The sequence below is a fragment of the Kineosporia rhizophila genome (assembly GCF_021277265.1).
Classification (GTDB): Bacteria; Actinomycetota; Actinomycetes; order Actinomycetales; family Kineosporiaceae; genus Kineosporia; species Kineosporia rhizophila.
In genome coordinates this window covers 118,862-143,688 of the sequence record NZ_JAJSOH010000003.1, presented here as the reverse complement: position 1 = coordinate 143,688, position 24,827 = coordinate 118,862, and the positions used below count along the sequence as shown (strand labels likewise).

The window sequence follows — 24,827 nt, the reverse complement described above, 5'->3', positions numbered from 1 at the left end:
GCCGGGCCCACCTCGGCATCCAGATGTTCGCCCGATCCGGCCACGAACTTCCATCGCCGCCGATTCAGACACCTAAACTGCCACGGTGGACGTCCTCGACCAGTAGATCCTCCAGTGCCTGATGCTGGACGGCCGAGCTCCGATGCGGCGGATCGCTGAGGCGGCCGGCGTCTCTGAGCAGACCGCAGCCCGTCGCTACCGGGCCATGCGCGAGGCCGGGGCCCTGCGGGTCTTCGTCAACGAGTCGGCCCTGGGCACCGGGCGGGCCCTGTGGCTGCTGCGGATGCAGTGCCGCCCCGACACCTCGAGCCGGCTGGGCGCCGCTCTGGCCGCCCGGCCCGATGTGGCCTGGGTTGCCGCTCACTCCGGCGGCTCGGAGTTGATGTGCACGACCACCCTGCCAGCTGACGCCGCGTGCGGCACCGGAGTGCTCCCCCGCCTGTCCAACAGCGCCAGCCTGCTGTCGTTCTCGGCCTACTCGGTACTGCACTCCTACTCGGGCGGCCCGGCCGAATGGTCCGGCTTCGACCAGCCCCTGAGTTCCGGACCCACCAGCCTGCCGACCGGCGGGCAGGCGCCGGCGACCGTCTCCGACGAAGACCGGCCACTGCTCGAGGCGCTGCGTACCGATGGCCGGGCCAGCATCTCCCAGCTCGCTCGGGAGCTGAACTGGCCCACCTCCCGGGTCGCCACCCACCTTCAGGCGCTGCTCGACTCCGGCGCCGTGAACGTCGATGTCGACGTGCTGCTCGAACGTTTCGGCTTCCGGGCCTCGGCGACGCTGCTGTTACAGGTGGCGCCGCGCCACATCCGCAAGGTCGGCGAGGCGCTGGCCGGCCGCCCGTGGACCAGCTGGGTGGCTGCGATCACCGGCCCGGCCAACATCGCGGCCGCGGTGACCTGCCGCGACACCGATCAGCTGTTCCGGTTCGTGACCGACGACGTGGGCCGCCTGCCCGGCATCATCCACGTCGAGATCCTGCCCGTGCTCACCCGGCTGAAGCAGGCCGACACCCGGGTGATCGACGGGCGCCTGGAGTGGCCCGCCCGCTGACCGGGCCGTGCGGGGATCCGGAAGCCGATCCGGATCCCCGCACTGCGTCTCACGGATACGAGACGACGTTGCGCGGTGTGGTGTTGCCGGCCGGGTTGGGCACCGCCCCGCCGGTGTTGTTGACCACGTTGCTGATCGTGCCCTTGTCGCCGAGCGAGACGGTGAGGATGCTGTGCAGCTTCACTCCGTCCCGCTCCGGCACCTCGAAGCTGTGGTCCAGCTTCACGTCCGGGTTGACGTTGAAGAACGCGTACGAGCCACCGCCCCACACCTCGTGTTCGGTGACGTCGTCGCTGACCTTGTAGGCGGCGTAACCGTTCTGCGTGCCGTTCATCCAGGCGGCCTGGTCGGGCACGTCGTACGGCTTCTCGTTCTGGAAGAAGATGGTCCGGCCGCGGTTGCCGTTCCAGATCACCTCGTACTTCTGGTAGTGCTCGACGAACAGGCCGGTGGCCAGCACGTCGTCACCGTTCACGATCAGCCCGGTGTCGCCGGTGTTCACGTCCCACCCGGTGGGCGCGCCACCGTGGTCGGCGCGCCAGGCCCAGATGTGATCGATGATCGTGTCGTCGCTGTTGACCTCGAGCGTCGTGGTGGCCTTGCCCTGGACGTCGCTGCCGATCCGGAAGAAGACGTCCTGGATGCTGGTCGGGTTCCCGGCGTGGTCCTGGTGCTCGCCCGGCGTGCCCACCGTCATCAGGGTCTCGCTGTTGGCCGTGCCGGCGTCGAACGTCAGGCCGCTGACCTTCACCCCCGCGACGTCGGCCACGCTCAGGCCGGTGACACCACCGGTCGGGACCAGGGTCGGGAAGCCGATACCGGTGATCACCGTGTCCGGGTTCGTCACCTTGATCGTCTCGTCGATCTCGTAGCGGCCCGGGGTGAAGAACAGGTTCAGGCCCTGCTCCAGCGCCGAGTTGATCCGGGCCGCGCTGTCTTCCGGCTTGGCCACGTAGAATTTGCTCATCGGGATCGACTCACCCGCGGTGCCGGGCCAGCTGGTGCCCGACGAGTCCTGCTGCAGCGAGGGCACGAACACCTGGTACTTGCCGGCATCGTCGAGGTAGAGGTACGGCTTCTCGCGGGTGACCGGGGTGGTGTCGAGCGTGGTGTGCGGCGGGTTGGGGAAGGCGTTGGCCGGTGCCCCCTCCACGCCGGAGAAGACCATGTTCCAGACGCCGCCCTCCCAGCTGCCGATCGAGCTGTCGCGGGTGTACCACTGCTGCTGCGAGCCGGAAGAGACCTTGCCGTCGACCTTGCTGTCGGCCAGGTAACCGCCGCTGGAGTAACCCTGCCCGTTGTCCTGGTTCGACGGGGCGAGCGTCAGGTCGCCCTTGACGTGCACCCGGCGCATGGGCGCGGCCTGCGAGACCGCCCAGCGGTTGGTGCCGTTCTCCGGCTTGATCGAGAGGTTTTCGACGCTGCGCCAGAAGTTCTGGGTGGCGTTGGCGGTGTCGCCGTAGTTCCAGCCCGAGTCCACGTTGACCGCACCCTCGATGGTCACGTCGTCGGGGTTCTGCCCCAGGCCGGCCACCGAGGTGTAGAAGCCGAGGTTGGCCCAGACCCGCCCGTAGGTACCGGGTTTGAACAGGAAGGCGTAGCGCTGCTCACCGAACTGCGCGGTGGGGCTCACATTGTGCGCGTCGAAGGCCTCGTCGAAGGCCGCCTGCACGGTGCCCGCCGGGGTGGACGGATCGAAGATCTTCACGTTCGGGCCGAAGTCAGGGGTGTCGGAAGTCGGCACGTCCTCGGCCGCGACCGGTTCCGGGTCGGCGGCGCTGGCCGGGCCCACCGGACTGAAGGCCAGGGCGCCGGCCAGCAGGGCCAGGACCGAGCCGCTCAGGACCGCCACGGACCTACGGCCGCGCGGTCGGATCGAACGGGAAAGGGGGGACACAGGTACTCCTCAGTGAGCGTGACACGAGCCGTTCAGGGAGGCTCACTCGGGAGAATTGCCGCATTGCGGATGGTCGGTCAAGGCCGAAAGTCCCACTTGACGAAACGATGAGCCCCACGCGAGACAAATATGATGTCCGGGATCAGCGCCGGCTCCAGTCCGGCCTGCCACCGGCCGCGTTCGAGGTGATCTCCGGCCCGACCAGCAGGAACCGGGCCTCTCCCTCGGCTTTCGGGCAGTGCTCCACCCCTCGCGGGATCACCAGCAGGTCTCCCGGCCCGAGTTCCACGTCGCCGTCGCGCAACTGCACGATGAGGGTGCCCTCGAGCATCACGAACGTCTCGTCCTGGTCGTGGTGGCTGTGCCAGTTCGTCGAGCCGGTGCCCTTGGCCACCTTGAACAGGTTGCCGTTGCCCGCGCCGACCACCCGCTGCGACCAGAACTCCTCGAGTTCGTGCGCAACCCCGGTCAGCGAAACCTTTTCGATCATTGCCGTCCTCCGTCACCTGGTGTCGAGGCACCGATCGTGGCATCGGCAGACCGGGGCGAACAGCGGTAGAAATGACGCATGCCGCAAGGATCCTGCGCCACCCCCCAGAACCCGCCGAAGGTCGCGCTGATCGTCGACGAGCATTCCAACCCGTTCGAGGTGGGTTGCGCCTGCGAGATCTTCGGGCAGCGGGTGCGCCCGGAGATCGGGCACAACCTGTACGACCTGTCGATCGTCACCCCCGGCCGGTCGGTGACCATGCGCGACGGCCTGTTCCGGGTCCAGGCCGACGGGCGCCTGGCCGACGTCGAGCACGCTGACCTGGTCATCGTGCCGAACCGCCCCGACGTCGACATCCCCTCCCGCCCCGCGGTGCTGGCCGCCGTCCGGCGGGCCCACGAGCGCGGCGCCCACCTGGTCGGGCTCTGCACCGGCGCGTTCACGCTGGCCGAGGCGGGCGTGCTGGAGGGGCGTCGCGCCGCGGTGCACTGGCAGCTGGCCGACGAGTTCCGGGCCCGCTTCCCTAACGTGCAGCTTGAGCCCGATGTGCTCTTCATCGACGACGGCGACGTGCTCACCTCGGCCGGTAGCGCCGCCGCGCTGGACCTTTCCCTGCACATCGTGCGGCGCGACTACGGCACCGAAGTGGCCAACCACGTGGGCCGACGGCTGGTGTTCGCCGCCTTTCGCGACGGCGGGCAGCGGCAGTTCGTCGAGCAGCCCCTGCCCGCCGCCACCGAAAGCCCGCTCGCGAGCGTCCTCAATTGGGCTCTGGAACGGCTGCACCTCAAACTCAGCGTCGAGGATCTGGCCCGGGAGGGCCGGATGAGCGTAGGTACGCTGCACCGCCGGTTCCGGGACGAGATCGGCACTACCCCGCTGGGCTGGCTCACGGCGCAGCGGGTTGCGCTCGCCTGTCGCCTGATCGAGCAGGGGGCACCAACTATGGACGTGGTTGCGCACCGATCCGGGATCGGTTCGGCTGCGCATCTGCGGAGTTTGTTCCGCAAGCATCTGGGCGTGAGTCCGTCGGACTACCGCCGGCGCTTCGCTGCCGGGGGCTGACCCGTCCGGGTGACGGGGAGCCGTTCCGGCCCCTGGTCAGTGCGTCACATCCTGGGACGGAGCGTGGCCCAGCGTGCCAGGATGAGCGGCATGGACGAATGGCGGCTGCCCGAACGTCAGGTCGAGCTGGTGTTCGACTCCGCGGCGCAGGCCGCCACCACGCACGTCAACCTCTCCGGCATCCGCACCGACGGTAGCCATCTGTGGGTGGCAGGAGACGAGACCGCCACCCTGGAGCGGCTCACCGCCATCCCCGCCGGTACCGGACCGGAGCGTTACGACGAGCACCGCACCGTGCGCCTGGCCGATCTGGTCCCCCTGCCGGCCGGCGCCGAGGACGAGGCCGACATCGAAGGTCTGGCCCGAAGCGGCGACTGGCTGTGGGCCGTTGGTTCGCACAGTCTGAAGCGGCGCCGGATCAAAGACGTGCACCCCGACGCGAAGGCCCGTAAGCGGCTGGCCAAGGTGCTGCGCGAGGAGAACCGCTACACGCTGATGCGGCTGGCGGTCACCACCGACGCCGACGGTGGGCCGGCGCTCGCCCGTACGGTGATCGACGGCGACCGGCGCCTGACATCGGCGGTGCTGGGCGGACGGGGCGACTCAGTCACCGAGATGCTGGCGCAGGAGCACGATCCGCACCTGGTGCCGTTCCTGAGCATCCCCGGCAAGGACAACGGCGTAGACATCGAGGGCATCGCTGCCCACCGTGACCGGCTGTACCTGGGTATGCGCGGGCCGGTGCTACGCGGCTGGGCCACCCTCCTGGAGATCCGCCCCGTCACCGACCCCAAGGACGAGCACCGCCTCGTCCTGGCTCCCCTGGGCGGGCGTGAGCGCTACCGTACGCACTTCCTCGACCTGGGCGGCCTGGGCATCCGCGACCTCTGCCCGCACGGCGACGACCTGCTGATCCTGGCCGGCCCGAGCATGAGCATCTCGGGCCCGATCCGGGTGATCCGCTGGCGCAACGGGATGGTGGTGGAGGCCGCCGACGTGGTGCGCGGCCACGAACTGGAGACGCTGATGTCGCTGCCGCACGGCAACGGCGCCGACCACGCCGAGGGCATCACCCTGCTCGACGAGGACCACCTGCTGGTGGTCTACGACTCCCCCGCCCCCGAGCGGATGACCGCGGGCGGGGTGCTCGCCGACGTGGTGGCACTGAAGGGCTGACTTCGTCGTGTCTGAGGACAGGCCCGTCCTACTGACCTGGGACGAGTATGTCCGCTTCGAAGAGGTGTACGAAGGGCGACGTCACGAGCTCCTCAGGGGACGCGTGCGCCTCATGGCCGGGGCCAGTGAGCGGCACGACCTGACCGTGCAGGCCCTCTACGACCAGGTTCGCCCGCATCTGCGGGGCACCCCCGGCCGGGTCTTCGTCCAGAACCGGAAGATCCGCACCAGCCGGGACACCGGCTACTACCCGGACCTGCTCATCCGCTGTGGTGACGCCGCCGATCGCCTCTTCGAGGACGACGCCCGGGTGGTGGTGGAGGTGCTGTCCCCCAGCAACGATCCTCTTGACGTCACCGAACGTCTCTACGCCTACCAGGGCCTGCCCTCCTGCGAGACGATCCTGTTCGTGGACCACCGGCAGCGCCATGTCTCGGTTCACCGGCGCACCGAGAACGGCTGGACCGAGGCCAGGGTCAGCGAAGGGGCCCGCCGCATCATGGATGGACTCAGCATCGACTGGACCCAGGTCTGGGCCGACGTGGACGTCGACGCCTCCACCCAGTAGTCAACGCGTGAGACGGCGCCAGGCCAACTCCACCAGCAGCGCCGCGTGTTCCTCCAGCCGTGAGTCGTCGAAAGTGGCTGTGTCGGAGTGCATCGGCCCACTGGCACCGTCTGCCGGGCCCACGCCGAGGAAGACCAGGGTGCCCGGAACCTGCTCCAGCACATAGGCGAAGTCTTCCGAGGCCATGCCCGGGAACGGCAGGCGCACCACCTGGTCGCCGTAGAGTTCGTCCAGAACGGCCAGCACGTGGGCGGTTTCGTCCGGGTCGTTGACGGTCACCGGGTAGGAGTCGATGAACTCCGTCTCCACGGTGCAGCCGTGGGCCTCGCCGATCGCGGTGAGCAAGAGGGGCAACTGCTTACGGACGCTGGTGAGGGTCTCACGCGAAAGCGCACGGATGTTCACCTCCAGTTCGACCGAGCCGGCCAGGACGTTGCTCGCTACCGAGTCGGACCGCAGGCGGGTGACCGACAGCACGGCGGGATCGCTCACCGGCAGCCGCCGCGCAGCGAATGACTGCACAGCCAGGACGATCTCGGCTGCCACCGGCACCGGATCGACCGCGTGGTGCGGCAAGGCGGCGTGGCCACCGGTTCCGGCCACGCGCACCTTGAGAGCACTGGCGCTGGCCATCATCGGCCCCGGCCGGGTGACGGCCTGACCTCCCGGCGTCACGCAGTCCACATGCACGGCGTAGGCCGCCACCGGTCGTTCTCCGGCGGCCTCGAGCACGCCTTCCTCGAGCATCAGGCGGCCTCCGGCGAAGCCCTCCTCGCCGGGCTGGAACATGAAAACGACCGTGCCGGGCAGTTCTTCGCGTCGGGCGGCCAGCATCCGGGCGGCTCCGACGAGCCCGGCCATGTGCAGGTCGTGGCCGCAGGCGTGCATCGCCCCGTTGGTCGAGGCGAAGTCCAGGCCGGTGGCCTCGACCACCGGCAGGGCGTCCATGTCCGAGCGCAGAAGCACCACCGGGCCCGGGCTTCCGCCGCGCAGCACGGCCGTCACCGAGCTGAGTCCTTCTCCGGTGCTGATCTCCAGGTCCAGCCCCTGCAGGGCGGCGATGATCGTGGCCTGGGTGCGGGGCAGGTCCAGGCCGACCTCGGGCTGCTGGTGCAGGGTGCGACGCAGGTGCACGAGGTCGTTCATGCGCCGGCCTTCTCACCCAGGCGGGCCAGGGGCCCGGCCGCCTTGACCGACACCTTCACGGTGGGGCGGTCGGTGTAGGTCACCGGGGTCTCGAGGATGTCCACCACGCTGACCTGGAGCGGGTCCGCTCCGGCGTGGATCGCCTTGGCCACGGCGGCCTCACAGGCCTGGGCCACGGCGGCCTCCCGGTCTTCCAGGCTGCTGATCTGGTCGGCGCGGCCACCGGCGAGCGAGATCGCTGCACCGACTGCGTTGGCCACGTCACCGTGTCCGGGCCGCAGTACCGGCCCGGCGCCGGGAAGGTCGTCGGGAACCAGGAATCCGCCTCCGCCCACCACTACGAGGGGCAGGTCGGCCCGGCCGAGCGAAAGCCGCTCAACGGCGTCCTCAAGTTGTTGGCGGGCCTCTTCGAGCGCGGTCTTGAGCAGATTGCTGGTGGCCCGGGACTGGGCCGGCAGCGAGCGGCCGTCGATCACGGCGCCGGCCAGGGCGGCCGCGTCGGTGAGGGTGGGGGTGGTGCCGCCGAACAGCAGGGCCTCGGTGGTGATCCGGTGGCCCACCGAGCCGGGGCCGACGGCGCCGGTCTGCGGGTCGACGGTGGTGCCGCCGCCGATTCCGAGGCTGAGGATGTCGGGCATCCGGAAATTGGTGCGCACTCCGCCGATCTCGCGCGGCAGGGTGGACTCGCGCGGGAATCCGTTGACCACCACGCCCAGGTCGGAGGTGGTGCCGCCGACATCCACCACGATGGCGTGCTCGGCGCCGGACAGGTGCGCGGCCCCGCGGATCGAGTTGGCCGGGCCGGAGCCGATGGTCAGCACCGGGTACTGGGCGGCGTAGTCCAGTGACATCAGGGTGCCGTCGTTCTGGGCGAAGAAGGTGACCGCGTCGATCCCCTCCTCGGCCACCACGGTGACCAGGGCCTCGGTGACCGAGCGGGCCACGCTGTACAGCGCCGCGTTCAGCACCGTGGCGTTCTCCCGCTCCAGCAGGCCGGTCGGGCCGATGTCCTGGCTCAGGAACACCCGGGTGCCCGGGCCCCGGTGCTCGCGCACCAGTTCGGCGACCGTGAGTTCCTGCTCGGGTGAGGAGGGGCTGAAGATGCCGGTGACCGCGACCGCGTCGAAACCCTCGGTCCGGTCGAGGAATCGGCGGATGCCGTCGCGGTCGAGCGGGGCGATCGGGGTGCCGTCGACCATGTGGCCGCCGCCGACCATGGCCGAGCCGGCCAGGACCAGGTCGGCCAGGCCCTGCGGCCAGCCCAGCAGGGGCGGGTACTCGGTGGCGGCCGGGGCCCCGAGCCGGATCGCGGCCACCCGGTCCAGGTGCCGGCGGGCGACGATGGCGTTGGTGGCGTGCGTGGTGCCGAGCATCACCCGCGACACCCGGGAGCGCTCCTCGCCCAGCTGGGCCAGCACCGCCGCGATGGCGGCCCGGATGCCACCGGTGACGTCGTCACTGGTGGCCCGTTTCGTCGAGGCGAGTACCTGGCCGGCGCCGTCGATGACGACGGCGTCGGTGTTCGTGCCGCCCACGTCGACGCCCAGGGAAAGGTCGCGGTTCATCGGGTGGCCTCCTTGAAGGGCACATAGGTCAGGTCGTAGCCGAAGGCCCCCGGCCCGGCCAGTTCCAGGCCGCGCGGGGTGCGCCAGATCGGGTCGCAGGCCCAGGCCAGCACCGCCACCCGCTGGCCGTAGCGCAGCATCTCGGTGGTGATCGCCTGGCCGGTCTCGGCGTCGATCACGGTGACGTTGTCCGGCACGCTGACCAGGACCTCGCCGTCCTCCAGGACGACCAGGTTCTCGTTCTGCAGTTCCAGGCGCTGCAGGCGGCCGCGGTCGGCGCCGGTCCCGGCGATCGTGACCGAGCCGCGGGCGAATCCGTCCTCGGTGCGACGGTCCAGGTCGGCGATCTTGCCGGTGAGCAGGATCGAGCCGCCCAGCTCGGCGGCCACCGCGGCGACCGGGTCGGAGGAGGACAGCAGGGCGTGCCCGACCCGGATCGCGGCGCTCACCGTGCCCTCGACCACGGCCCCGCGGGCGGTCTCGGCGGTCATCGGGTAGTGCGCGCCCAGGCAGATGGAGCCGCTGGCCACGGTCAGGGCCCGGGCGTGACGCTCCAGCCAGTGCAGGTCGATGGTCTTGATCACCGAGACGTTGCCGACCACGTCGCTGAGGATCGCGAAGTCGCAGGGCAGTCCGGCCACGTTCATCGAGACCATGGCGGCGCTCGGGAAGGCCCGGCCCATGCCGTCGGCGTCGAGCAGTTTCAGGCCCAGGCGGGAGGCCCAGCCGACCGGGCCGACGCCGTTGCTGCCGCCGATCTCGGCCGCCATCAGGGTGGTGATGGGGCGCCCGGCGGCGGTTTGGGCCTCGCGCACGAGCAGGTCGATCTGGTGGCGGGAGGAGAGCATCTCGATCCCGACGGTGGGGGCGCCGATGCCGGACATCAGCATCACCAGGTCGTCCGGGCCGAGGTCGTCGACCGTCACCAGGGGCACCGAGCCGTTCTCGAGCAGCGCCTGCTCGGCCACCACCTGGGCGGTGTGCACGGCCCCGCCGCCGCCGGTGCCGAAGATCGCCGCACCGGCGGCCAGGGCCGCGACGTCCGGGGCCGCGACGAATGCTGGGGATGTAGGGGGCATGGGCATCACGATAGGAAGACTGGCACCGCTGCCCTATGGTCCGGCACTCCAGAGAATCTGGTCATACTGTGGCGATGGCACAAGTGACGATCGCCGATCTTGCCGCGCAGGCCGAACGTCTCGGCCTGACGCTCAGCGCCGGCCCGGCCGGCGGCCGGGTGGTGGCGCGGGTGGAGGTGGCCACGCTGGAGCGGCTGGGCAGCGTGCCGGCCGGTTCTTTGGTGATCGTCCCGGGCGACACTCCCCCGCCGCCCTACCGCCTCGACGTGGCCCTGCGCCAGGCCAGTGCGCGCGAGGTGGCGGGTCTGGTGTTCACCACCGGCCTGTCGCTGCCCTCGACCGCGCGAATCCTGGCCGAACGCGGTGGCGTAACGGTTTTCGCGGCCCCGAAGGTGCGCCCCGCCGAGCTGGCGATGACGGTCGACCGGCTGCTGTCGGCGGGCGCCTCGGAGGCGATCATGCGGGCCTCGCACGGCATCGCCAAGGCCTCCGAGGCGGCGGCCGAAGGCTCGCCGGAGAGCATCCTGGCCGCGGCCAACCACGCCCTGGGTGCCGACCTGGTGCTGGTCGAGGATCCGGACGTGCTGTGGTCGGCGACCGACGCGGTGTGCGTGGGCGAGGTGCCGATCGGCCGGCTGGCCGGCTCGGAGCTCGACCCGGCGGTGGCGGTGGCCCGCCCGGTGATCGCGTCGCTGATGTCCCGGGCGGCGCAGCGCCGGATCAGCCACCGGTTCGCGCCCACCCAGTCGCGGGCCGACCTGATCGTCGAGCTGATCCTGGCCGAGTCCTCGCGGGTGGAGGGCTTCGTCGGCCGCGCGGCCCGGCTCGGCCTGCCCCTGCAGCTGTCCCACGCGGCCGGCTGGCTGCGGCCCACCAGCCTGCTCACACCCGAGGCACGGGCACCGCGCAGTGTGCAGCCGGCCGTGGAGCTCTTCGCCCTGCAACTGGCCGAGGAACGCCCGGAGATGTGGCACGTGGCCTTCGTGCAGGACGACCTGATCCTGGTCTGCACCGAGGAACACGGCGCCGGCGACCACCAGCGCCGGCTGCGCGAGGTGGCCGAGCGGGTGCAGGCCCACGCGCAGAACCTGGCCGGTCCCGAGTGGGCCTACACGCTCGGCCTGGGCACCCCGCAGCTGGGCGCAGGCGGTCTGCGCTCCTCGGCCGCCGAGGCCCGCATCGCCGCCGAGTCGGCCGTCGCGGCCGGACGTCTGGGCAGCGTGGAGCTCACCGACGTCACCGGGCTGCGCCGGGTCCTGCTGGACCTGTACGCCTCACCCACCAGCCGCAGCCTGCTGGCCGACATCCTGCACCCGCTCGACGCGCTGGGCCCCGAGCGGGCGCACACCTCGGTGGTGACGCTGCTTTCCTACCTCTCGCACCGCAACTCGCTGGCCCACGCCGGGCGGGAGCTGAACCTGCACCCCAACGCCGTGGGCTACCGGCTCAAGCGGGTGCGCGAGGAACTGAAGCTCGACCTGGACGACCCGGACACCCGCTTCGCTCTCGAACTGGCCTGCCGGGTGCGGCTACTGGGCGCCGGCCGGCGCTGAGCCGATGTCGGCCGTGCGCGACAGCACGGCGACGAACTCGGGCCACAGCTGCCGGGGAATGTCGTGGCCCATCTGCGCGTACAGGTGAATCTCGGCCTGCGGCAACAGTTCGGCGAAGGCCGTGGCCGCGCTGTGGTGCAGGACCTGGTCGCGCATACCGTGGATCACCACCGCCGGGATGTTCAGGCCGCGCAACTGCTCACGCCGTTCCAGCGGGCCGCGCAGCATCGCGTTCCACTGCCGCACCAGCCCGTCGGGCCGGTAGATGCGCCGGTAGTAGTGGCTGCCCAGAGCGGCCGACTCCTCGGCGTCGAACGGGAATCCGGGCGACTGGTAGTGCTTCTGGCCGCCCACGAACATGGTGACGTAGGCGTCGTGGTCGAGCAGTTCGGGCGCGGCCGTCACCGGCTGCCCGTCCCCGTGCTCCCCGACCAGGAACTCGGGCGCGCTGGAGGGCGAGGTCGACATCAGCCCCAGGCTGGCCACCCGCTCGGGCCGGTGGATCGCGACCAGCTGGGCGATGAATCCGCCCATCGACATGCCGGTCAGGTGAGCCCGCTCGATGCCCAGGTGATCCAGCAGGGCGATCACGTCGTCGGCCATGTCGTTCAGGTCGTAGCCGGCGCTCAGCTCGTCCGGGCCACCGGTCTGCTGCGACAGTCCCACGTCGCGGTTGTCCGGGCGCACCACGAAGAAGCCGGCCTTCACCAGCAGCGCCACGAACTCGTCGGCCCAGCCGATCAGCTGGGCCCCGCCACCGTGCAACAGCACCAGCGCCCGGTGCGCGGGGTCGCCGTCGGTCTCGTAGTAGACCTCCACCCCGGCGGGGGTAGTGAACAGGGGCATCAGGCGTCCTTGAGATCGAGGGGCTGGCCGATGACGGGGATGGAACGCAACAGCTCACGGGTGTACGGGTCGGCCGGGTCCTGCAGAACCGTCTCGGTGGGCCCGTTCTCGACGATCCGGCCGTTGCGCATCACGGCCACGTCGTCGCTGACGTAACGCACCACGGCCAGGTTGTGCGAGATGAACAGCATGGTCAGGTCCAGTTCGGCACGCAGTTCGCGCAGCAGGTTCAGCACCACGCCCTGCACGCTCACGTCCAGCGCCGAGGTGATCTCGTCGGCGATCAGCACCGCGGGCTCGGCGGCCAGGGCCCGGGCGATGGTGATGCGCTGCCGCTGGCCGCCGGAGAACCGGTCGGGCCGCTCGCGGGCCCGCTCCGGATCGATGTGCACCAGTTCGAGCAGCTGACGGACCCGGGCCTGACGTTCGGCGCCGCTCCAGCGCCGCCCGGTGGCCAGCAGCCCTTCGGCCACCGAGGTGCCCACCGGCATCCGGGGGTCGAGCGCGGCCAGCGGGTCCTGGAAGACCAGCTGCACCCGGCGGCGCGTCTGCCGGGTGAGCTCGGCCCCGTCGAGGCGGACGGTGCCGGTGGCTGCCCGTTCCAGGCCCACGGCCACCCGGGCCAGGGTGGACTTGCCCGACCCGGACTCGCCCACCAGCCCGAGCGTGGTGCCCGGCCGGACCACCAGGGAAGCGTCGTCCACCGCCCGGTGCCCGCCGAACCGCACGCTGACCCGGTCGAAGACCAGTTCGCTCATACCGTCACCTCCTGCTCGGCCGGAGCCGCCTCGTCGGCGGCCACCTCGATCACCGGCAGCGGTTTCGAGCGGTCGGTGTTCATGTCGGGCACACAGGCGATCAGCCCCCGCGTGTAGGGATGCTGGGCCCGGCTCAGGTCGGCGGCGGCCAGCCGCTCCACCACCACCCCGTCCCGCATCACCACGATGCGGTCGCAGAATCCGCTCACCAGCGCGATGTCGTGCGAGATGAGCAGGATGGCCGCACCGGTCTGCTCCCGGGCGTCCTGCAGGGCCCGCAGCACCTGACGCTGCACGGTGACGTCGAGGGCGGTGGTCGGCTCGTCGGCGACGATCAGCCGCGGCGAGCCCATCAGGCCCATCGCGATCATCACCCGCTGGCGCATGCCGCCGGAGAACTCGTGCGGCAGCTGCCGGATGCGCTGGGCCGGATCGGGGATGCGCACCAGTTGCAGGGCCCGCAGCGCCTTGGCGGCGGCCGCGGCCCGGCCCACCCCGGCGTGCACCTGGCTGACCTCGGTGAGCTGGCGCCCAACGGAGAGGGCCGGGTTCAGCGAGGACAGCGGGTCCTGGAAGATCATCGCCTGCTCCAGGCCGAGCTGCCGGCGCTGCGCGGCGGTGGGCCGGGCGGTCATGTCGATGCCCCGGAACAGCAGCCGCTCACACTCCACCCGGGCCTGCGGCCCGAGCAGCCCGGCGATCGCCATCGCGGTCACCGACTTGCCCGAGCCGGACTCGCCCACCACGCCGACGACCTCGCCGGGGGCGATGGTCAGGTCGATGCCGTGCACCCGCTCCACGAACGAGCCGTCGTCGGCCCGGAACGAGACGCGCAGGTCCTTGACCTCGACGACGGCCTCGTCGGCCTCCGGCGCCGGGGCCGCGCTGCGGGAGCGGACGGCACGCACGCTGTGTCTGCGTTCCTGGCTGAGCAGTTCGCCCAGCAGCGAGAACAGCACGCCGGTGAGGACGATCGCGATGCCGGGCCCGATGGCGGCCATCGGCTCGCGGTAGATGTCCTTGGCGCCTGCGTTCAGCAGCCGGCCCCAGTCGTACTCCGGCGCCTGCACGCCCAGCCCCAGGAAGCTGAGCGCGGCGAACGACAGCAGCGTGACCGAGGCGTGGGCGGCCACGTTCACCACCAGGGGCGGCAGGATGTTGGGAAGCACGTGCCGGGCCGCGGTGCGCACCGGGTTGCTGCCCAGAAGCCCGGCCGCGCGCACGTAGTCGGTGTTGGCCACCGAGGCGGCCAGGGTGGAGACCAGGCGGGCGAACACCGGGACGCCGGCGAAGCCGATGGCCAGCATCGCCCCGGTGGAGGTCGCTCCCCAGATCACCGAGAAGAACAGCGCCAGCAGCAGCCAGGGGAACGACAGCAGGATGTCGATGAGGCCGGTGAGCAGGCGCCGGGGCAGGCGCGGCAGCACGGCCGCGGTCACCCCCAGCAGCACCCCGCCGACCACCGAGATGCCCACGGCCCCCAGGGTCAGCAGCATCGACAGACGGGTGGCCACGACCACCCGGGCGAACAGGTCCCGGCCCAGGTCGTCGGTGCCGAACCAGTGCTCCGGGCCGGCCGGGGCCTGCCGGTCGGCGATGTTGCGCTCGGTGGCCGCGTCGGCGAACAGCACCGGGCCCAGCAGCGCCGCGGCGAGCAGGACCAGCAGCCCGAGGGTGATCGCGATGCCCTGCGGAGAAGGACGTTTCATGGATCAGGCCTCCGCAATCGCCGAGCGCGGATCGAGGATCGCCAGGGCCAGGTCGATGACCAGGTTGGCCCCCAGCACGAGCAGGGCGTACACCAGCACGACGCCCTGGATCAGGGGGTAGTCCTTGGCGGTGATCGAGGAGACGATCATCGACCCGATGCCGGGCACGGTGAACACGGTCTCGACCAGCACCGTGCCGGCCACCAGCCCGACCAGCACGACGCCACCGGCGGTCAGCGCGGCCGCGACGATGTTGGGCAGGGCGTGGCGCAGGTAGAGCAGGCGGCCGGGCAGCCGTTTGCTGCGGGCGGTGGTCAGGTACGGCGTCTCGAGGACCCGCAGCATCTCCACGTGGACGATCCGGGCCAGGTAGGCCAGCGGGCCGGCGGCCAGCGCGACCACCGGCAGCACGGCCTCGGCGGGGCTGCCCCACCCGGCCGGCGGGAACATCCCCAGGCCGATGCTCAGGGTGGCCACCAGCAGCACCGCCAGCAGGAAGTTGGGGATCGCCACGAGGACGCCGAGCAGGCCGGAGACGCCCAGGTCGAGGATGCGGTGGCGACCCGAGCGGGCCGAGACGGCGGTGGCCACCCCGAGGGGGAACGCGCCCACCACGGCCACCAGGAAGGCGACGACGGCCAGGGTCAGGGTGGTCGGCAGCCGCTCGCCGAGCATCTCGGTGACCGGGCGCTGCGAGGTGACCGAGAGCCCCAGGTCGCCGCGCAGCAGCCCGCCCAGGTAGTCGGCGACCTGGGTGCCCAGCGGGCGGTCGACGCCCAGTTGCTCGCGCAGCGCGTTCACCGTGGCCACCGGCGCGGTCGGGCCCAGGGCGGCGCGCACCGGGTCGCCGGGCACGAACTGGACCATGAAGAACACCGCCACCAGCACCACGGCGAGGGAGACGGCGGCGCGGGCCAGGCGCCGCAGCAGGAAGACCAGCCGCGGCGCCCCCGCCACGGAGCGGGACGGGGGCGCGGCGTCCGGCAGGACCGGGGCTGTGGTCATTCTCGGCCCAGCATCCGGATGCTGGTGGGCAGCACCGAACCGGCCACCTCGGCGGTGGCCCCGGCGAAGAAGATCGGCGACTCGGTCTGCGCCAGCGGGTACACGTCGGCGCGGTTCACCAGCTCGGCCTCGGCGTCCTGCCAGATGCCGCAGGCGGTCTGCGAGTCCTCGGCGGTGAAGGCCTTCTCGGCCAGCGCGTTGTACTCCGGGTTCTTCACCCCCATGAAGTTGTAGCCGCCCTCCTCCGAGGTGGCGCCGTAGAAGAACAGACTCAGGACGACCGGGGTGCCGGGGGCGAGCTGGATGAAACCGGTGTCCCAGTCGTAGGTCTGGTACAGGTCGGTGGACCAGCCGGTGGGGTCCTCGGCGACCAGCTCGGTCTGCACGCCGATCTCCTTCCACTCGGCCTGCACCTCCTCGGCCGCGGCCGCGTGGCTGGGGGTGCCCGCGTCGTAGAGGAACCGGATGCTCAGCGGCTTGCCGTCCTTGGCCCGCACACCGTCCGCGCCGACGGCGTAACCGGCCTCGTCGAGCAGCGTGCCGGCCTTCTGCGGGTCGCTGGCGGGCAGCGTCCACTTCGGCCCACCGGCCACGCACAGCAGGGGCGTCTGCACCACCAGGGAGGTCATCTCGGTGCGGTGGCCGTTGGTGACGATGTCGCCGACGGCCTCCCGGTTCAGCGCGAGAGTGAGGGCCTGGCGTACCTTCTCGTCGGCGGTGGGCCGGTCGGGGCGCTCGTTGAACAGCATCTCGCCGATCGGGTTGGGCACGCCCTTGTTGCTGTGCCCGGCCGCCTCGAGCCGGTCGCGGTCGGAACCGGCGATGCCGGCCGCGTTCAGGCCACCGGACAGCAGCAGGTTCGCGGCGGTGGACTCGTCGGTGACCACCTTGCCCACCACGGTGTCGGGCAGGCCCTCGGTGTCGCTGGTGACGCCCTGCGGGCCCCAGGTGTAGTCGTCGCGCTTGGTGTAGGTGTACTCGCTGCCGGCCTGGGCCTTGGTGAGCTGGAACAGGCCGGTGCCGTCGGTGGCGTCCTTCAGCGTGTCCGGGTCGTCCAGGCCCTTCTGGCAGACCATCTCGACCGCGCCGGTGGACGAGAGCAGGAACGGGTTGGTGGTCTTGCTGGTGATGGTCAGCTGGTTGCCGTCGGCCTCGGCGGACATGTCGGCAGTGATGTTGGAGCCGTGCCAGAACGTGCCGTTCTTCTCGTCGGCCTGGTAGTTGATGTTCGCGGCGGCCGTGGCGGCGCTGAAGGCGCTGCCGTCGGAGCAGGTGACGCCCTCCTTGAGGGTGTAGGTGATGGAGGTCGGCGTCTCCTTCCAGCTCTCGGCCAGCCAGGGCTGGAACTCGCCCTGGGCGGTGGTGTGCACCAGCGAGTCGTAGGCGTAGGGCACCAGGGCCCGCTGCACCAGCGATACCCCGTTCAGCGGGGAGAGGCTGCCCGGGTCGTCGTTCAGGGCCACGTTGAACGTGCCGCCGGAGACGTAGGTGGTGGACGCCGCCTCGGTGCCGCCTCCACTGCCGCCGCCGCACGCGGTGAGCGTGAGCGCGGCGATCGCGGAGGTGGCAGCCACCGCCCCGGCCGGGGAGTGTTTCCTGGTCATTGCAGTCGTCCTCCGACTCGTAGCGATGGGACTCGACCTGCTGTGTGGGGAGGGACCCGCCGGGTCCATGTGTCGAGGCTAGGAAGCGCTGATTCACCGGACAATGTGCCGGGAAAGCAAAGAATCGGGCGGCATTGTGTTGACGGCACGAAAACGGCGTTCACAGGAGCAGGGAGGACAGCAGAAGGCTGGTCTCGGAGTTCAGCACACCGTCCACCGAGCGGATCCGCCCCAGCACCGCGTCGAACTCCGACAGCGAGGTGGCGCGGATGTCGGCGACCAGGTCCCAGGCGCCGTTGGTGGTGTGCAGCGACACGATCTGCGGCAGCCCACGCAGCCCCTCGATCACCTGGGCGGTGGCCCGGCCCTCGATCTCGATGAACGAGACCGCCCGCACGTCCCCCACCGTCTCGTCGCGCACGCGGGCGGTGAAACCCAGGATCACGCCGCTGTTCTGGAGACGTTCGACGCGCTGGGTGACGGTGCCGCGGGTGACTCCCAGGCGGCGGGCCAGCGAGGCGGCCGGCTCACGGGCGTCGGCCCGCAGGGCGGCGACGAGGCGGCGGTCCAGGTCGTCCACTGGGGGTACCTCCTGAGGTCGGTGGCGATCTGCCCGGTGACACCCGGCGATCTGCGCGGTCGGGCCGGGCAGATCGCCCGGTTCGTCGATTGTCCGCCTGCAGCGGCGAAAACTACCGTTGAGGCATGCATTTCGTGAGCGTGAGCAACATGGCCCAGTGGGTCGCGGCCACCGGCCCGGAGGCCGTCATCGCCGGTATGACCGACGCCCTGGAACGCGACTTCCGGCGCTGGCCGCAGTTCGAGAAGACCCCGCGCCTGGCCTCGCACTCGGACGTCGGGGTGATCGAGCTGATGCCGACCACCGACGGCGAGCAGTACGCGTTCAAGTACGTCAACGGGCACCCGGGCAATCCCCGGCACGGCCTGCAGACGGTCAGCGCGTTCGGGGTGCTGGCCGACGTGTTCACCGGTTACCCCACCTTCATCAGCGAGATGACCCTGCTGACCGCCCTGCGCACCGCCGCCACCTCGGCCCTGGCGGCCCGCTGGCTGGCCCCGCGCCAGGCCGAGGTGATGGCCATGATCGGGGCCGGTTCACAGGCCGAGTTCCAGGCCCTGGGCGTGCGCTCGCAGCTGGGGGTGCGCCGGCTGCGGGTGTTCGACGTCGACCCGCAGGCCTGCGCCAAGCTGGTGCGCAACCTCACCCCCCAGGGCTTCGAGGTGGAGGTCACCGACTCCCCCGCCCAGGCCGTACGCGGCGCGCAGATCGTCACCACCTGCACCGCGGACAAGGCCAACGCCGCCGTGCTCGACCTGGCCGACATCCACCCCGGCGTGCACATCAACGCCGTGGGCGGCGACTGCCCGGGCAAGACCGAGCTCGACCCGCGGATCGTGGCCGGAGCCGACGTCTTCGTCGAGTACCCCGAGCAGACCCGGATCGAGGGTGAGATCCAGCTGCAGCCAGCCGATTTCCCGGTCACCGAGCTGTGGCGGGTGATCGCCGGGCAGAGCCCGGGCCGGGTCGGCCCGGAGCGCACCACGGTGTTCGACTCGGTCGGGTTCGCGATCGAGGACTTCACCGCCCTGACCTACGTGCGGGAGGCGCTCACCGGCACCCGTTTCGCCGAGCGGATCGACCTGATCGCCGGCCCGGACGACCCCAAGGACCTGTTCGGCATGCTCGGCAGCCCGGTCCCGGCCTGAGCGACGACCCGCCTGCCGGTCCGGCCGGCAGGCGGCCCACCTTCAGCCGGTGCCCTCGTGGACCCTGCCAACCCCAGCCCTCGAACTGTCCACCCGGTCGGCCAGTTCCGGGTTGTGGTAGGGGCCGGACGCCCGCAGGGCCGCGACGATCCGCTCCCGCACGGGCGCGGGTTTGTCCTGACTCATCTTGTTCTTCGCCTCGAACCGGGTCACCCGCATCCGGAAGCCCACCGTGCCCCGCACGATCCGCTCGGCGTAGGCCTCGTTGGCCAGCGTGGCGCGCATCCGGAAGGGGTTGGGCAGCGGGTCCTCGAAGTGGTCGACCAGACGCTCCAGCTCGCGCAGGTTCTCGGCGTCGGACAGGATCTGCGGCACCCCGTAGGCGTGCACCACCTCGAAGTTCCAGGTCGGCACCCCGATCGGCAGGTCGTACCAGCTCGGCGAGACGTAGCCGCTGGGCCCGTAGAACACCATCACGACCTCGTGCCGGCCCAGCTCGTGCAGCTGCTCGTCGGGGCGGCCGACGTGCCCGAGCAGCACCAGGTGCTCCGGGTGTTCCGGGTGTTCTGGGCTGGGCTCCCCCTCGAGCAGGACCGGGTAGTGCGAGACCACGAGGCCGGTGGAGGTGTGGCTGATCAGTGTGGCCCACGGGTGGGCGGCGATCATCCGGCGCACCTCCTCCACCTCGGGCACCGCGTAGTGGGGAGCATGACGCATCACGCGCTCCCGGTCAGGGTGTCGTGGGTGAACCGGCCGCCCACCAGCGTCGCCGCCACCGGCAGGGCCCGCAGTTCCTTGGCCGTGACCACGAACGGGTCGGCCTCCAGCACGGCCAGGTCGGCCACGTCCCCGACCTGCGGGCGCAGACGTCCGCGCATGCTCGAGGCCAGGGCCACGTCCAGCGGCACCCGCTGCTCCGGGTGCCAGGGCTCACGCTCGTCGCGGCTGCGCGAGGTGGCCGCCGCCACCGCCTGCCACGGGTCGAGCGGGGCCACCGGGGCGTCGGAACCGAAGCGCAGCGTGGCGCCGGCCCGGTGCAGCGAACCGTAGGCGAACGCCCGGCCGGTACGCCCGGCCCAGTGCCGGTCGGCCACGTCCCGGTCGTCCATGGCGTGCTCGGGCTGGATGCTGGCCACCAGGCCGAGCCGCGCGAAGCGGGCGAAGTCCGCCTCGTCGACGAGCTGGGCGTGCTCGATGCTGCCGGGCAGGCCCAGCTCCTCGAAGATCCCGATGACCTCGGAGTTGGCCCGGTCGCCGATCGCGTGCACGGCGGCCCCGACGCCGTTGGCCCCCGCGCGCCGCAGCAGCTCGCGCAGCTCGTCCGGGGTCACGGCGGCCACCCCGCAGCCGTGCACGAGGTCGTGCTCCAGGCCGGGGTACGGGTCCCAGCACAGCGCCGTGCGGGTGTTCAGCGAGCCGTCCACCACCACCTTGAGCGGGCCCATCGTGATCAGGCCGCGCTCGTCCAGCACGTCGCCGGTGCGGTGGCCGCCCGCGATCGCCGCCTCCAGCCGCTCCGGCCAGACCGACACCTCGACCCGCAGGCTGTCCACGCCCTGGGCGACCCGGGCCGGCCAGTCGGTGACGTTGTCCTCGTTCTCGAACTCCACCACGCCCACGACCCCGCGCCGGGCCGCCGCCTGCGCCGCCGCCGCGTACTGGGCGAGCGTGGGCGGGGCGGCCTCGATCAGGTGACGCCCGGCCTCGAACCAGGCCGTCTCGCGCACCAGGCCGAACCCGTCCGGCTGCGCGCCCAGCCGGGCCGCGGCCGCCGAGTTCATCCACGCGCAGTGCAGGTCCCCGCTGATCAGCACGACCGGCACCGCCCCGGTGACCGCGTCCAGCCCGACCAGCGAGGGCGGCTCCGGCCAGTTGCCGTCGCGGAAGCCGTACCCCGACAGGAACTCTCCGGTGACGTCGGGCAGCGCCCGCCGGACCGCCTCGAGCACGTCGACCGCACTGGTGGTGCGGGTCAGGTCGAGCCGCGACTGCTGGATCGTCCACTGGGTGAAGTGCAGGTGCTCGTCCCACAAGCCGGGCACCAGGACCCGTCCGTCGAGGTCCACCGCGGCACCGGACTGCGGCTCGGTGCCGGCCGGGGTGATCCGGGCGACCCGATCGCCGGCGACCACCACGTCCACAATCTCTTCGCTCTTCAGCAGACGAGCGTTCCGCAACTGCACTTCACTCATGCCGCACCCACTGTCGTCGGGGCCTCGAAGGCCGAGATGTCGTCACTGGTACTGCCCTCGAGCGCGAGCTCGGCCAGGACCCGCCCGATCGCCGGGGCGAACTTGAACGCGTGACCGGCCCCGAGGGCCACCAGCACGTCGGGATGGCGCTCCAGCGGGCTGATCACGAAATTGCGGTCGGGGGTGATCGCGTACTGGCAGGTGACCGTGCGCAGTACTTCTCCGCTGCCGGGGATCGTGCGCCCCATGAACCCGCCCAGCTCCTCGAGCAGGGCCGGCGAGGGGGCGAAGGTGCGCTCGGCCGGGCTCATCAGGTTGTTGGACAGGTCGCGGGCGGCCTTCACGGTCGGTTCACCGTAGGTCGGGAAGCCGTAGAAACACTCGTCGTCCTCCCAGATCCACACCGGGAACCGCTCCCGGTCGAACTGCTCCGGATCACCGGGCCGGAAGTAGGTGACCTGCTCCTGCATGGTGATCAACGGTATCTGCGCACCCAGCGGCTCCAGCAGCGTGTTGGTCCAGGCGTCGGCCGCCAGCACCACCTTGCCGGCCAGCACGTCCCCGCCCTGCGTGTGCACGATCACGCCGCCCTCGGTGGGCGTCAGCCGCAGCACCGGCGTGCGGTCGCGCAGCTGCGCCCCGTGCATCCGGGCCTGCATCTGGAACGCGGCGACCGAGCGGGAGGCGTGCACGATGCCGGTGTCGGCCGTGTAGACCGTCTCCACGTCGTCGGTGAGCCGGAACTGGGGCCAGCGCCGCGCCACCTGCTCGGGGGTGAGCAGCTCGTAGGGCACCTGCGCCGCGGTCAGGCTGGTGGCGAAGTCGGCCGCCGAGTAGGGGCCGGCCTTGGGGATGAACACCACACCCCCGGTGACCGTGACCAGGCGCTCACCCGAGGCCTGTTCGAAGTCCGCCCAGTCCCGGTAGGCCGACTGCGCGAGCCGCACGTAGGGCTCCGAGCCGTACGACGTGCGGATGATGCGGGAGGTGTCGTGCGAGGCGCCGCGCACGTGCCCGAGCTCGAACTGCTCGAAAGCCACCACGCGGGCGTTCTTCCGGCTCAGGTGGTAGGCGGCGGCACTGCCCAGCGCCCCGAGGCCGACCACGGCCACGTCGAACGTCTCCATGAAGTCCCTCCTCCAGTTCCGGACCTGACGAGAACGGCTATGAGCAAGCAACTCTCGACAGCCGAGTATCTGGCGGACGCTATAGCAGGGTTCTCGGACGCAGCGCTCGTGGTAGGTATGGGACGCAATCTTCAGCCAGGGAGATTGCCGGTTCTGTGAAGGGGGAGGCAATGACCGCTCGCGTGTCGACCGCGTTAACAATCGTTCAAATGATCGCCGGGCGAGGCGATCCCACCATCGCCGTACCGGTCGGCTCGATCGCCCGCGACCTGGGCGCCTCACTCAGCCAGACCTCCCGGCTGTGTTCGGAGCTACAAGGACTGGGCCTGCTGGAGGCCGGCGAGGCCTACGGCACCTACCTCCTGGGTCCCGAAGCCGTCCGGCTCTCCGGCCGCGCCGCCGCCCCCTACGCCCACGCGCTGCGATACGCGCTCACCCTGGCCGCCCACCAGACCGGCGAAACCGTCTGTCTGGCCGCCCGCTCCGGGCCCGGCCTGCAGATCACCGCCATGGTCGAGTCGTTGTGGACACTGCACGCCCCGGCCGATCCGGGCGACCTGGTCGAGGACGAGCACAGCGCGATGATCCGGGCCGAGCGCGCGGACCAGGCGGAAGAGACCTTCGAGTCGACGATCGGCCGGTGTGCGGAGATCGCGGCACCGGTGCTGGGCCCGGCCGGCGAGAGCGTGGCCGTGGTGGCCGTACGGATGCCGGTCAATCGCCTGCCGCAGCACGGTTCCAGCGCCCGGCGCGCGGTCCAGATCGCGCGCCGCAGCATCGAGCCGGCCATCGCCCACCACTGGGCGTCCGAGATCACCGAAACCCCGTCAACCGGCCCGAGAACCACTGCACTGGAGGCATCCCTGCTGATCCTGAAGCACCTGGCCACCGCGCCCGACACCGCAACCGGCACCGCCCGCGCCGTCGGTCTGCGCGCCGACCGCACCCAGCGCCTGCTCGACTCCTGCACCCGGACCGGCCTGGTCGTCCCGGTCGACCAGGACAGCAGACCCGCCCGCTACCGGCTCAGCTGGGCGGTGCACGCCTGGCACCGCAGCATCGTGGCGCCGACCCTGGTGCGGCACGCCTCCCCGCTGGCCGAACGCACCGCCGAACTCACCCAGACCTGTGTGTTCCTCACCGTTCTGCGCGGCATGCGCAGTCTCACGCTGGTCGAGCACCTCTCCTCGCCCGGCGCGGGCCTGCGGATGTCGCCGTGGCTCGGCCGGGCCCACCCGATCATCGGCTCCGACGGCGGGCCGGTGCTCGTGATGGACCTGGACCTGCCGGAGATCGCCGAGCTCTTCCCACCCCGCTACACCCGCCTGGAGCTCGACCGGTTCCTGCGCCGCGTGCGCCAGGTCGTGCAGGAGGGGGCGATCTCCATGGAACCCTTCGACGACACCGGCATGCAGTCGGTCACCGCCCCCGTGCACGACTCCAGCGGAGCCGTGGTGGCCGCGGCCTGCCTGGTCGGCACCGTCGAGTACTTCGCCACCGACGGCCCCCGGCTGGAGGCGGCCGTGCGAGAACTCGCTGCCCAGATCTCGGACCTGTTGCGGCACCGACCGGCCTCGGAAAACGTCTGCTCCTGACCGTGGACCGTTTCGGGCTGCTCAGATCCAGACCATGCCCCAGGTTGAGACCGGACACACTGCCCCGGCGGGATAGGGAGTTTCATGTGCTGCAGAGCGCGACGATCCGTAAACTTTTGCGACCGCGACTTTACGGTCTGACCGGGAGTCGCTGTCTTCATCTCCTTTCCGCCGGGGAAGCCTGGGACCTGAGTGGATGGTGGGTGCTCGCGCGGGCTGGAGGCAACACCCTCACCAACCATCCACCGGTAGTAACCTCCCAAGAATTCCTAGGTCGGCCGGGCCCGTCGCCGACCGGCGGACCGCAGGGCGGCGAGGTCGGCGGTCGCCACCGCGTGGTCGATGATCTCCGGCGGGATGGACAGCAGCACCTCGCCCGAGGGCCCGGCCGAGAGTACAACCCCGCCGAAACGACCGGGCATCCGTGGTGTGAGCTGGGTGACCCAGGCGTTCAGCCAGGGGATCGGGACCACCCCGTGCCGGATCTCGGCGTACCAGAACTCCACCGCATCGGGTTCCTGCAGCCGCACCACCACCCGGGACGCCTCGCCGTGGACCGTCACCACCGGGATGTCCAGGCTCAGCACGGCACGGGCCGTCTCAGGCAGTTCCGCCGCTTCAGCACGGTTCTCATCGCACCCTCCCCGTTGGGCACCTGTTCCCTTTCTAC

General features: G+C 71.2%; 21 protein-coding genes and 1 pseudogene. 7 read left to right on the top strand and 15 right to left on the bottom strand.

Features of this window, described 5'->3' with window-relative positions; translation table 11 throughout:
- Positions 1-106 precede the first annotated feature (106 nt).
- Entirely contained in the window at positions 107-1,054 is a 948-nt protein-coding gene (locus tag LWF15_RS07315) for an Lrp/AsnC family transcriptional regulator (RefSeq protein WP_332879884.1), read from the top strand.
- 49 nt (positions 1,055-1,103) lie between these two features.
- Here the strand turns inward: LWF15_RS07315 and LWF15_RS07310 are convergent, their stop codons facing one another.
- Together LWF15_RS07310 and LWF15_RS07305 are read right to left on the bottom strand one after the other, a co-directional pair.
- Positions 1,104-2,906 (bottom strand): adenylyl cyclase, encoded by a 1,803-nt coding sequence (locus LWF15_RS07310; RefSeq protein ID WP_232809621.1) that lies wholly within the window; start codon positions 2,904-2,906, stop codon positions 1,104-1,106.
- 187 nt (positions 2,907-3,093) lie between these two features.
- Positions 3,094-3,441 carry a cupin domain-containing protein gene (locus LWF15_RS07305; RefSeq protein WP_232809620.1) on the bottom strand — a complete coding sequence of 116 codons (348 nt, stop codon included), beginning with the start codon at positions 3,439-3,441 and terminating at the stop codon, positions 3,094-3,096.
- 78 nt (positions 3,442-3,519) lie between these two features.
- Between LWF15_RS07305 and LWF15_RS07300 the strand changes: the two genes are divergently transcribed.
- The 3 genes from LWF15_RS07300 (at position 3,520) to LWF15_RS07290 (ending at position 6,250) form a co-directional block, all read left to right on the top strand.
- Positions 3,520-4,506 carry a GlxA family transcriptional regulator gene (locus tag LWF15_RS07300; protein ID WP_232809619.1) on the top strand — a complete coding sequence of 329 codons (987 nt, stop codon included), beginning with the start codon at positions 3,520-3,522 and terminating at the stop codon, positions 4,504-4,506.
- An 81-nt stretch (positions 4,507-4,587) separates the two neighbouring features.
- The gene (locus LWF15_RS07295; protein WP_232809618.1) at positions 4,588-5,682 is read left to right on the top strand and encodes a DUF3616 domain-containing protein; all 1,095 of its coding nucleotides are present in this window, start codon (positions 4,588-4,590) and stop codon (positions 5,680-5,682) included.
- Positions 5,683-5,689: 7 nt separating this feature from the next.
- Entirely contained in the window at positions 5,690-6,250 is a 561-nt protein-coding gene (locus LWF15_RS07290; protein ID WP_232809617.1) for a Uma2 family endonuclease, read from the top strand.
- Here LWF15_RS07290 and LWF15_RS07285 read toward each other — a convergent pair whose 3' ends face one another.
- Genes LWF15_RS07285 through LWF15_RS07275 form a run of 3 tightly spaced genes read right to left on the bottom strand, consistent with a single transcriptional unit; the run spans position 6,251 to position 10,040 of the window.
- Positions 6,251-7,396: a M20 metallopeptidase family protein gene (locus LWF15_RS07285; RefSeq protein WP_232809616.1), complete on the bottom strand. Its 1,146-nt coding sequence runs from the start codon at positions 7,394-7,396 to the stop codon at positions 6,251-6,253.
- A complete protein-coding gene (locus LWF15_RS07280; protein WP_232809615.1) occupies positions 7,393-8,961 on the bottom strand; it encodes a hydantoinase/oxoprolinase family protein in 1,569 nt (522 codons plus the stop codon). The genes LWF15_RS07285 and LWF15_RS07280 overlap by 4 nt, the downstream gene beginning before the upstream one ends.
- A complete protein-coding gene (locus LWF15_RS07275) occupies positions 8,958-10,040 on the bottom strand; it encodes a DUF917 domain-containing protein (RefSeq protein ID WP_232809614.1) in 1,083 nt (360 codons plus the stop codon). Before LWF15_RS07275 ends, LWF15_RS07280 begins: the two co-directional genes overlap by 4 nt.
- 74 nt (positions 10,041-10,114) lie before the next feature.
- Here LWF15_RS07275 and LWF15_RS07270 point away from each other — a divergent pair, with 74 nt between their 5' ends.
- Entirely contained in the window at positions 10,115-11,593 is a 1,479-nt protein-coding gene (locus LWF15_RS07270) for a PucR family transcriptional regulator (RefSeq protein WP_232809613.1), read from the top strand.
- Here LWF15_RS07270 and LWF15_RS07265 read toward each other — a convergent pair.
- The 6 genes and pseudogenes from LWF15_RS07265 to LWF15_RS07240 form a co-directional block, all read right to left on the bottom strand.
- Entirely contained in the window at positions 11,570-12,439 is an 870-nt protein-coding gene (locus tag LWF15_RS07265; protein WP_232809612.1) for an alpha/beta fold hydrolase, read from the bottom strand. The genes LWF15_RS07270 and LWF15_RS07265 overlap by 24 nt on opposite strands.
- 23 nt (positions 12,440-12,462) lie before the next feature.
- Positions 12,463-13,197, bottom strand: a pseudogene (locus LWF15_RS07260) (ABC transporter ATP-binding protein); the annotation flags it as partial.
- A complete protein-coding gene (locus LWF15_RS07255) occupies positions 13,194-14,906 on the bottom strand; it encodes a dipeptide/oligopeptide/nickel ABC transporter permease/ATP-binding protein (RefSeq protein ID WP_232809610.1) in 1,713 nt (570 codons plus the stop codon). The gene LWF15_RS07255 and the pseudogene LWF15_RS07260, both read right to left, overlap by 4 nt.
- Positions 14,907-14,909: 3 nt before the next feature.
- On the bottom strand, positions 14,910-15,911 hold the full coding sequence (locus LWF15_RS07250) for an ABC transporter permease (protein ID WP_232809609.1): 1,002 nt from the start codon (positions 15,909-15,911) through the stop codon (positions 14,910-14,912).
- The gene (locus LWF15_RS07245; protein WP_232809608.1) at positions 15,908-17,515 is read right to left on the bottom strand and encodes an ABC transporter substrate-binding protein; all 1,608 of its coding nucleotides are present in this window, start codon (positions 17,513-17,515) and stop codon (positions 15,908-15,910) included. The genes LWF15_RS07250 and LWF15_RS07245 overlap by 4 nt, the downstream gene beginning before the upstream one ends.
- Before the next feature lie 160 nt (positions 17,516-17,675).
- Entirely contained in the window at positions 17,676-18,095 is a 420-nt protein-coding gene (locus LWF15_RS07240) for an Lrp/AsnC family transcriptional regulator (RefSeq protein WP_232809607.1), read from the bottom strand.
- Positions 18,096-18,220: 125 nt separating this feature from the next.
- Here LWF15_RS07240 and LWF15_RS07235 point away from each other — a divergent pair, with 125 nt between their 5' ends.
- The gene (locus tag LWF15_RS07235) at positions 18,221-19,243 is read left to right on the top strand and encodes an ornithine cyclodeaminase (RefSeq protein WP_232809606.1); all 1,023 of its coding nucleotides are present in this window, start codon (positions 18,221-18,223) and stop codon (positions 19,241-19,243) included.
- 42 nt (positions 19,244-19,285) lie between these two features.
- Here the strand turns inward: LWF15_RS07235 and LWF15_RS07230 are convergent, their stop codons facing one another.
- The 3 genes from LWF15_RS07230 to solA are packed head-to-tail and all read right to left on the bottom strand — an operon-like array spanning position 19,286 to position 22,562.
- Positions 19,286-19,960, bottom strand: coding sequence for an FMN-binding negative transcriptional regulator (locus LWF15_RS07230; protein WP_232809605.1), 675 nt, complete (start codon positions 19,958-19,960; stop codon positions 19,286-19,288).
- Positions 19,960-21,435 (bottom strand): amidohydrolase, encoded by a 1,476-nt coding sequence (locus LWF15_RS07225; RefSeq protein ID WP_232809604.1) that lies wholly within the window; start codon positions 21,433-21,435, stop codon positions 19,960-19,962. Before LWF15_RS07225 ends, LWF15_RS07230 begins: the two co-directional genes overlap by 1 nt.
- Positions 21,432-22,562, bottom strand: coding sequence for an N-methyl-L-tryptophan oxidase (gene solA, locus LWF15_RS07220; protein WP_232809603.1), 1,131 nt, complete (start codon positions 22,560-22,562; stop codon positions 21,432-21,434). The genes LWF15_RS07225 and solA overlap by 4 nt, the downstream gene beginning before the upstream one ends.
- Before the next feature lie 170 nt (positions 22,563-22,732).
- Between solA and LWF15_RS07215 the strand changes: the two genes are divergently transcribed.
- Positions 22,733-24,157 carry an IclR family transcriptional regulator domain-containing protein gene (locus LWF15_RS07215; RefSeq protein ID WP_232809602.1) on the top strand — a complete coding sequence of 475 codons (1,425 nt, stop codon included), beginning with the start codon at positions 22,733-22,735 and terminating at the stop codon, positions 24,155-24,157.
- Positions 24,158-24,426: 269 nt separating this feature from the next.
- On the opposite strand, the gene LWF15_RS07210 is transcribed toward LWF15_RS07215, so the two are convergent.
- Positions 24,427-24,744, bottom strand: coding sequence for a hypothetical protein (locus LWF15_RS07210; protein ID WP_232809601.1), 318 nt, complete (start codon positions 24,742-24,744; stop codon positions 24,427-24,429).
- Between the last annotated feature and the right edge of the window lie 83 nt (positions 24,745-24,827).

Bases quoted from the DNA above. Each gene is read 5' to 3' on its own strand.
- LWF15_RS07255 (WP_232809610.1), bottom strand. From the start codon at position 14,906: ATGAAACGTCCTTCTCCGCAGGGCATCGCGATCACCCTCGGGCTGCTG.
- LWF15_RS07275 (WP_232809614.1), bottom strand. From the start codon at position 10,040: ATGCCCCCTACATCCCCAGCATTCGTCGCGGCCCCGGACGTCGCGGCC.
- LWF15_RS07270 (WP_232809613.1), top strand. From the start codon at position 10,115: ATGGCACAAGTGACGATCGCCGATCTTGCCGCGCAGGCCGAACGTCTC.
- LWF15_RS07245 (WP_232809608.1), bottom strand. From the start codon at position 17,515: ATGACCAGGAAACACTCCCCGGCCGGGGCGGTGGCTGCCACCTCCGCG.
- LWF15_RS07295 (WP_232809618.1), top strand. From the start codon at position 4,588: ATGAGCGGCATGGACGAATGGCGGCTGCCCGAACGTCAGGTCGAGCTG.
- LWF15_RS07305 (WP_232809620.1), bottom strand. From the start codon at position 3,441: ATGATCGAAAAGGTTTCGCTGACCGGGGTTGCGCACGAACTCGAGGAG.
- LWF15_RS07250 (WP_232809609.1), bottom strand. From the start codon at position 15,911: ATGACCACAGCCCCGGTCCTGCCGGACGCCGCGCCCCCGTCCCGCTCC.
- LWF15_RS07215 (WP_232809602.1), top strand. From the start codon at position 22,733: ATGACCGCTCGCGTGTCGACCGCGTTAACAATCGTTCAAATGATCGCC.
- LWF15_RS07265 (WP_232809612.1), bottom strand. From the start codon at position 12,439: ATGCCCCTGTTCACTACCCCCGCCGGGGTGGAGGTCTACTACGAGACC.
- LWF15_RS07235 (WP_232809606.1), top strand. From the start codon at position 18,221: ATGCATTTCGTGAGCGTGAGCAACATGGCCCAGTGGGTCGCGGCCACC.
- LWF15_RS07280 (WP_232809615.1), bottom strand. From the start codon at position 8,961: ATGAACCGCGACCTTTCCCTGGGCGTCGACGTGGGCGGCACGAACACC.
- LWF15_RS07300 (WP_232809619.1), top strand. From the start codon at position 3,520: ATGCCGCAAGGATCCTGCGCCACCCCCCAGAACCCGCCGAAGGTCGCG.
- solA (WP_232809603.1), bottom strand. From the start codon at position 22,562: ATGGAGACGTTCGACGTGGCCGTGGTCGGCCTCGGGGCGCTGGGCAGT.
- LWF15_RS07285 (WP_232809616.1), bottom strand. From the start codon at position 7,396: ATGAACGACCTCGTGCACCTGCGTCGCACCCTGCACCAGCAGCCCGAG.
- LWF15_RS07225 (WP_232809604.1), bottom strand. From the start codon at position 21,435: ATGAGTGAAGTGCAGTTGCGGAACGCTCGTCTGCTGAAGAGCGAAGAG.
- LWF15_RS07230 (WP_232809605.1), bottom strand. From the start codon at position 19,960: ATGCGTCATGCTCCCCACTACGCGGTGCCCGAGGTGGAGGAGGTGCGC.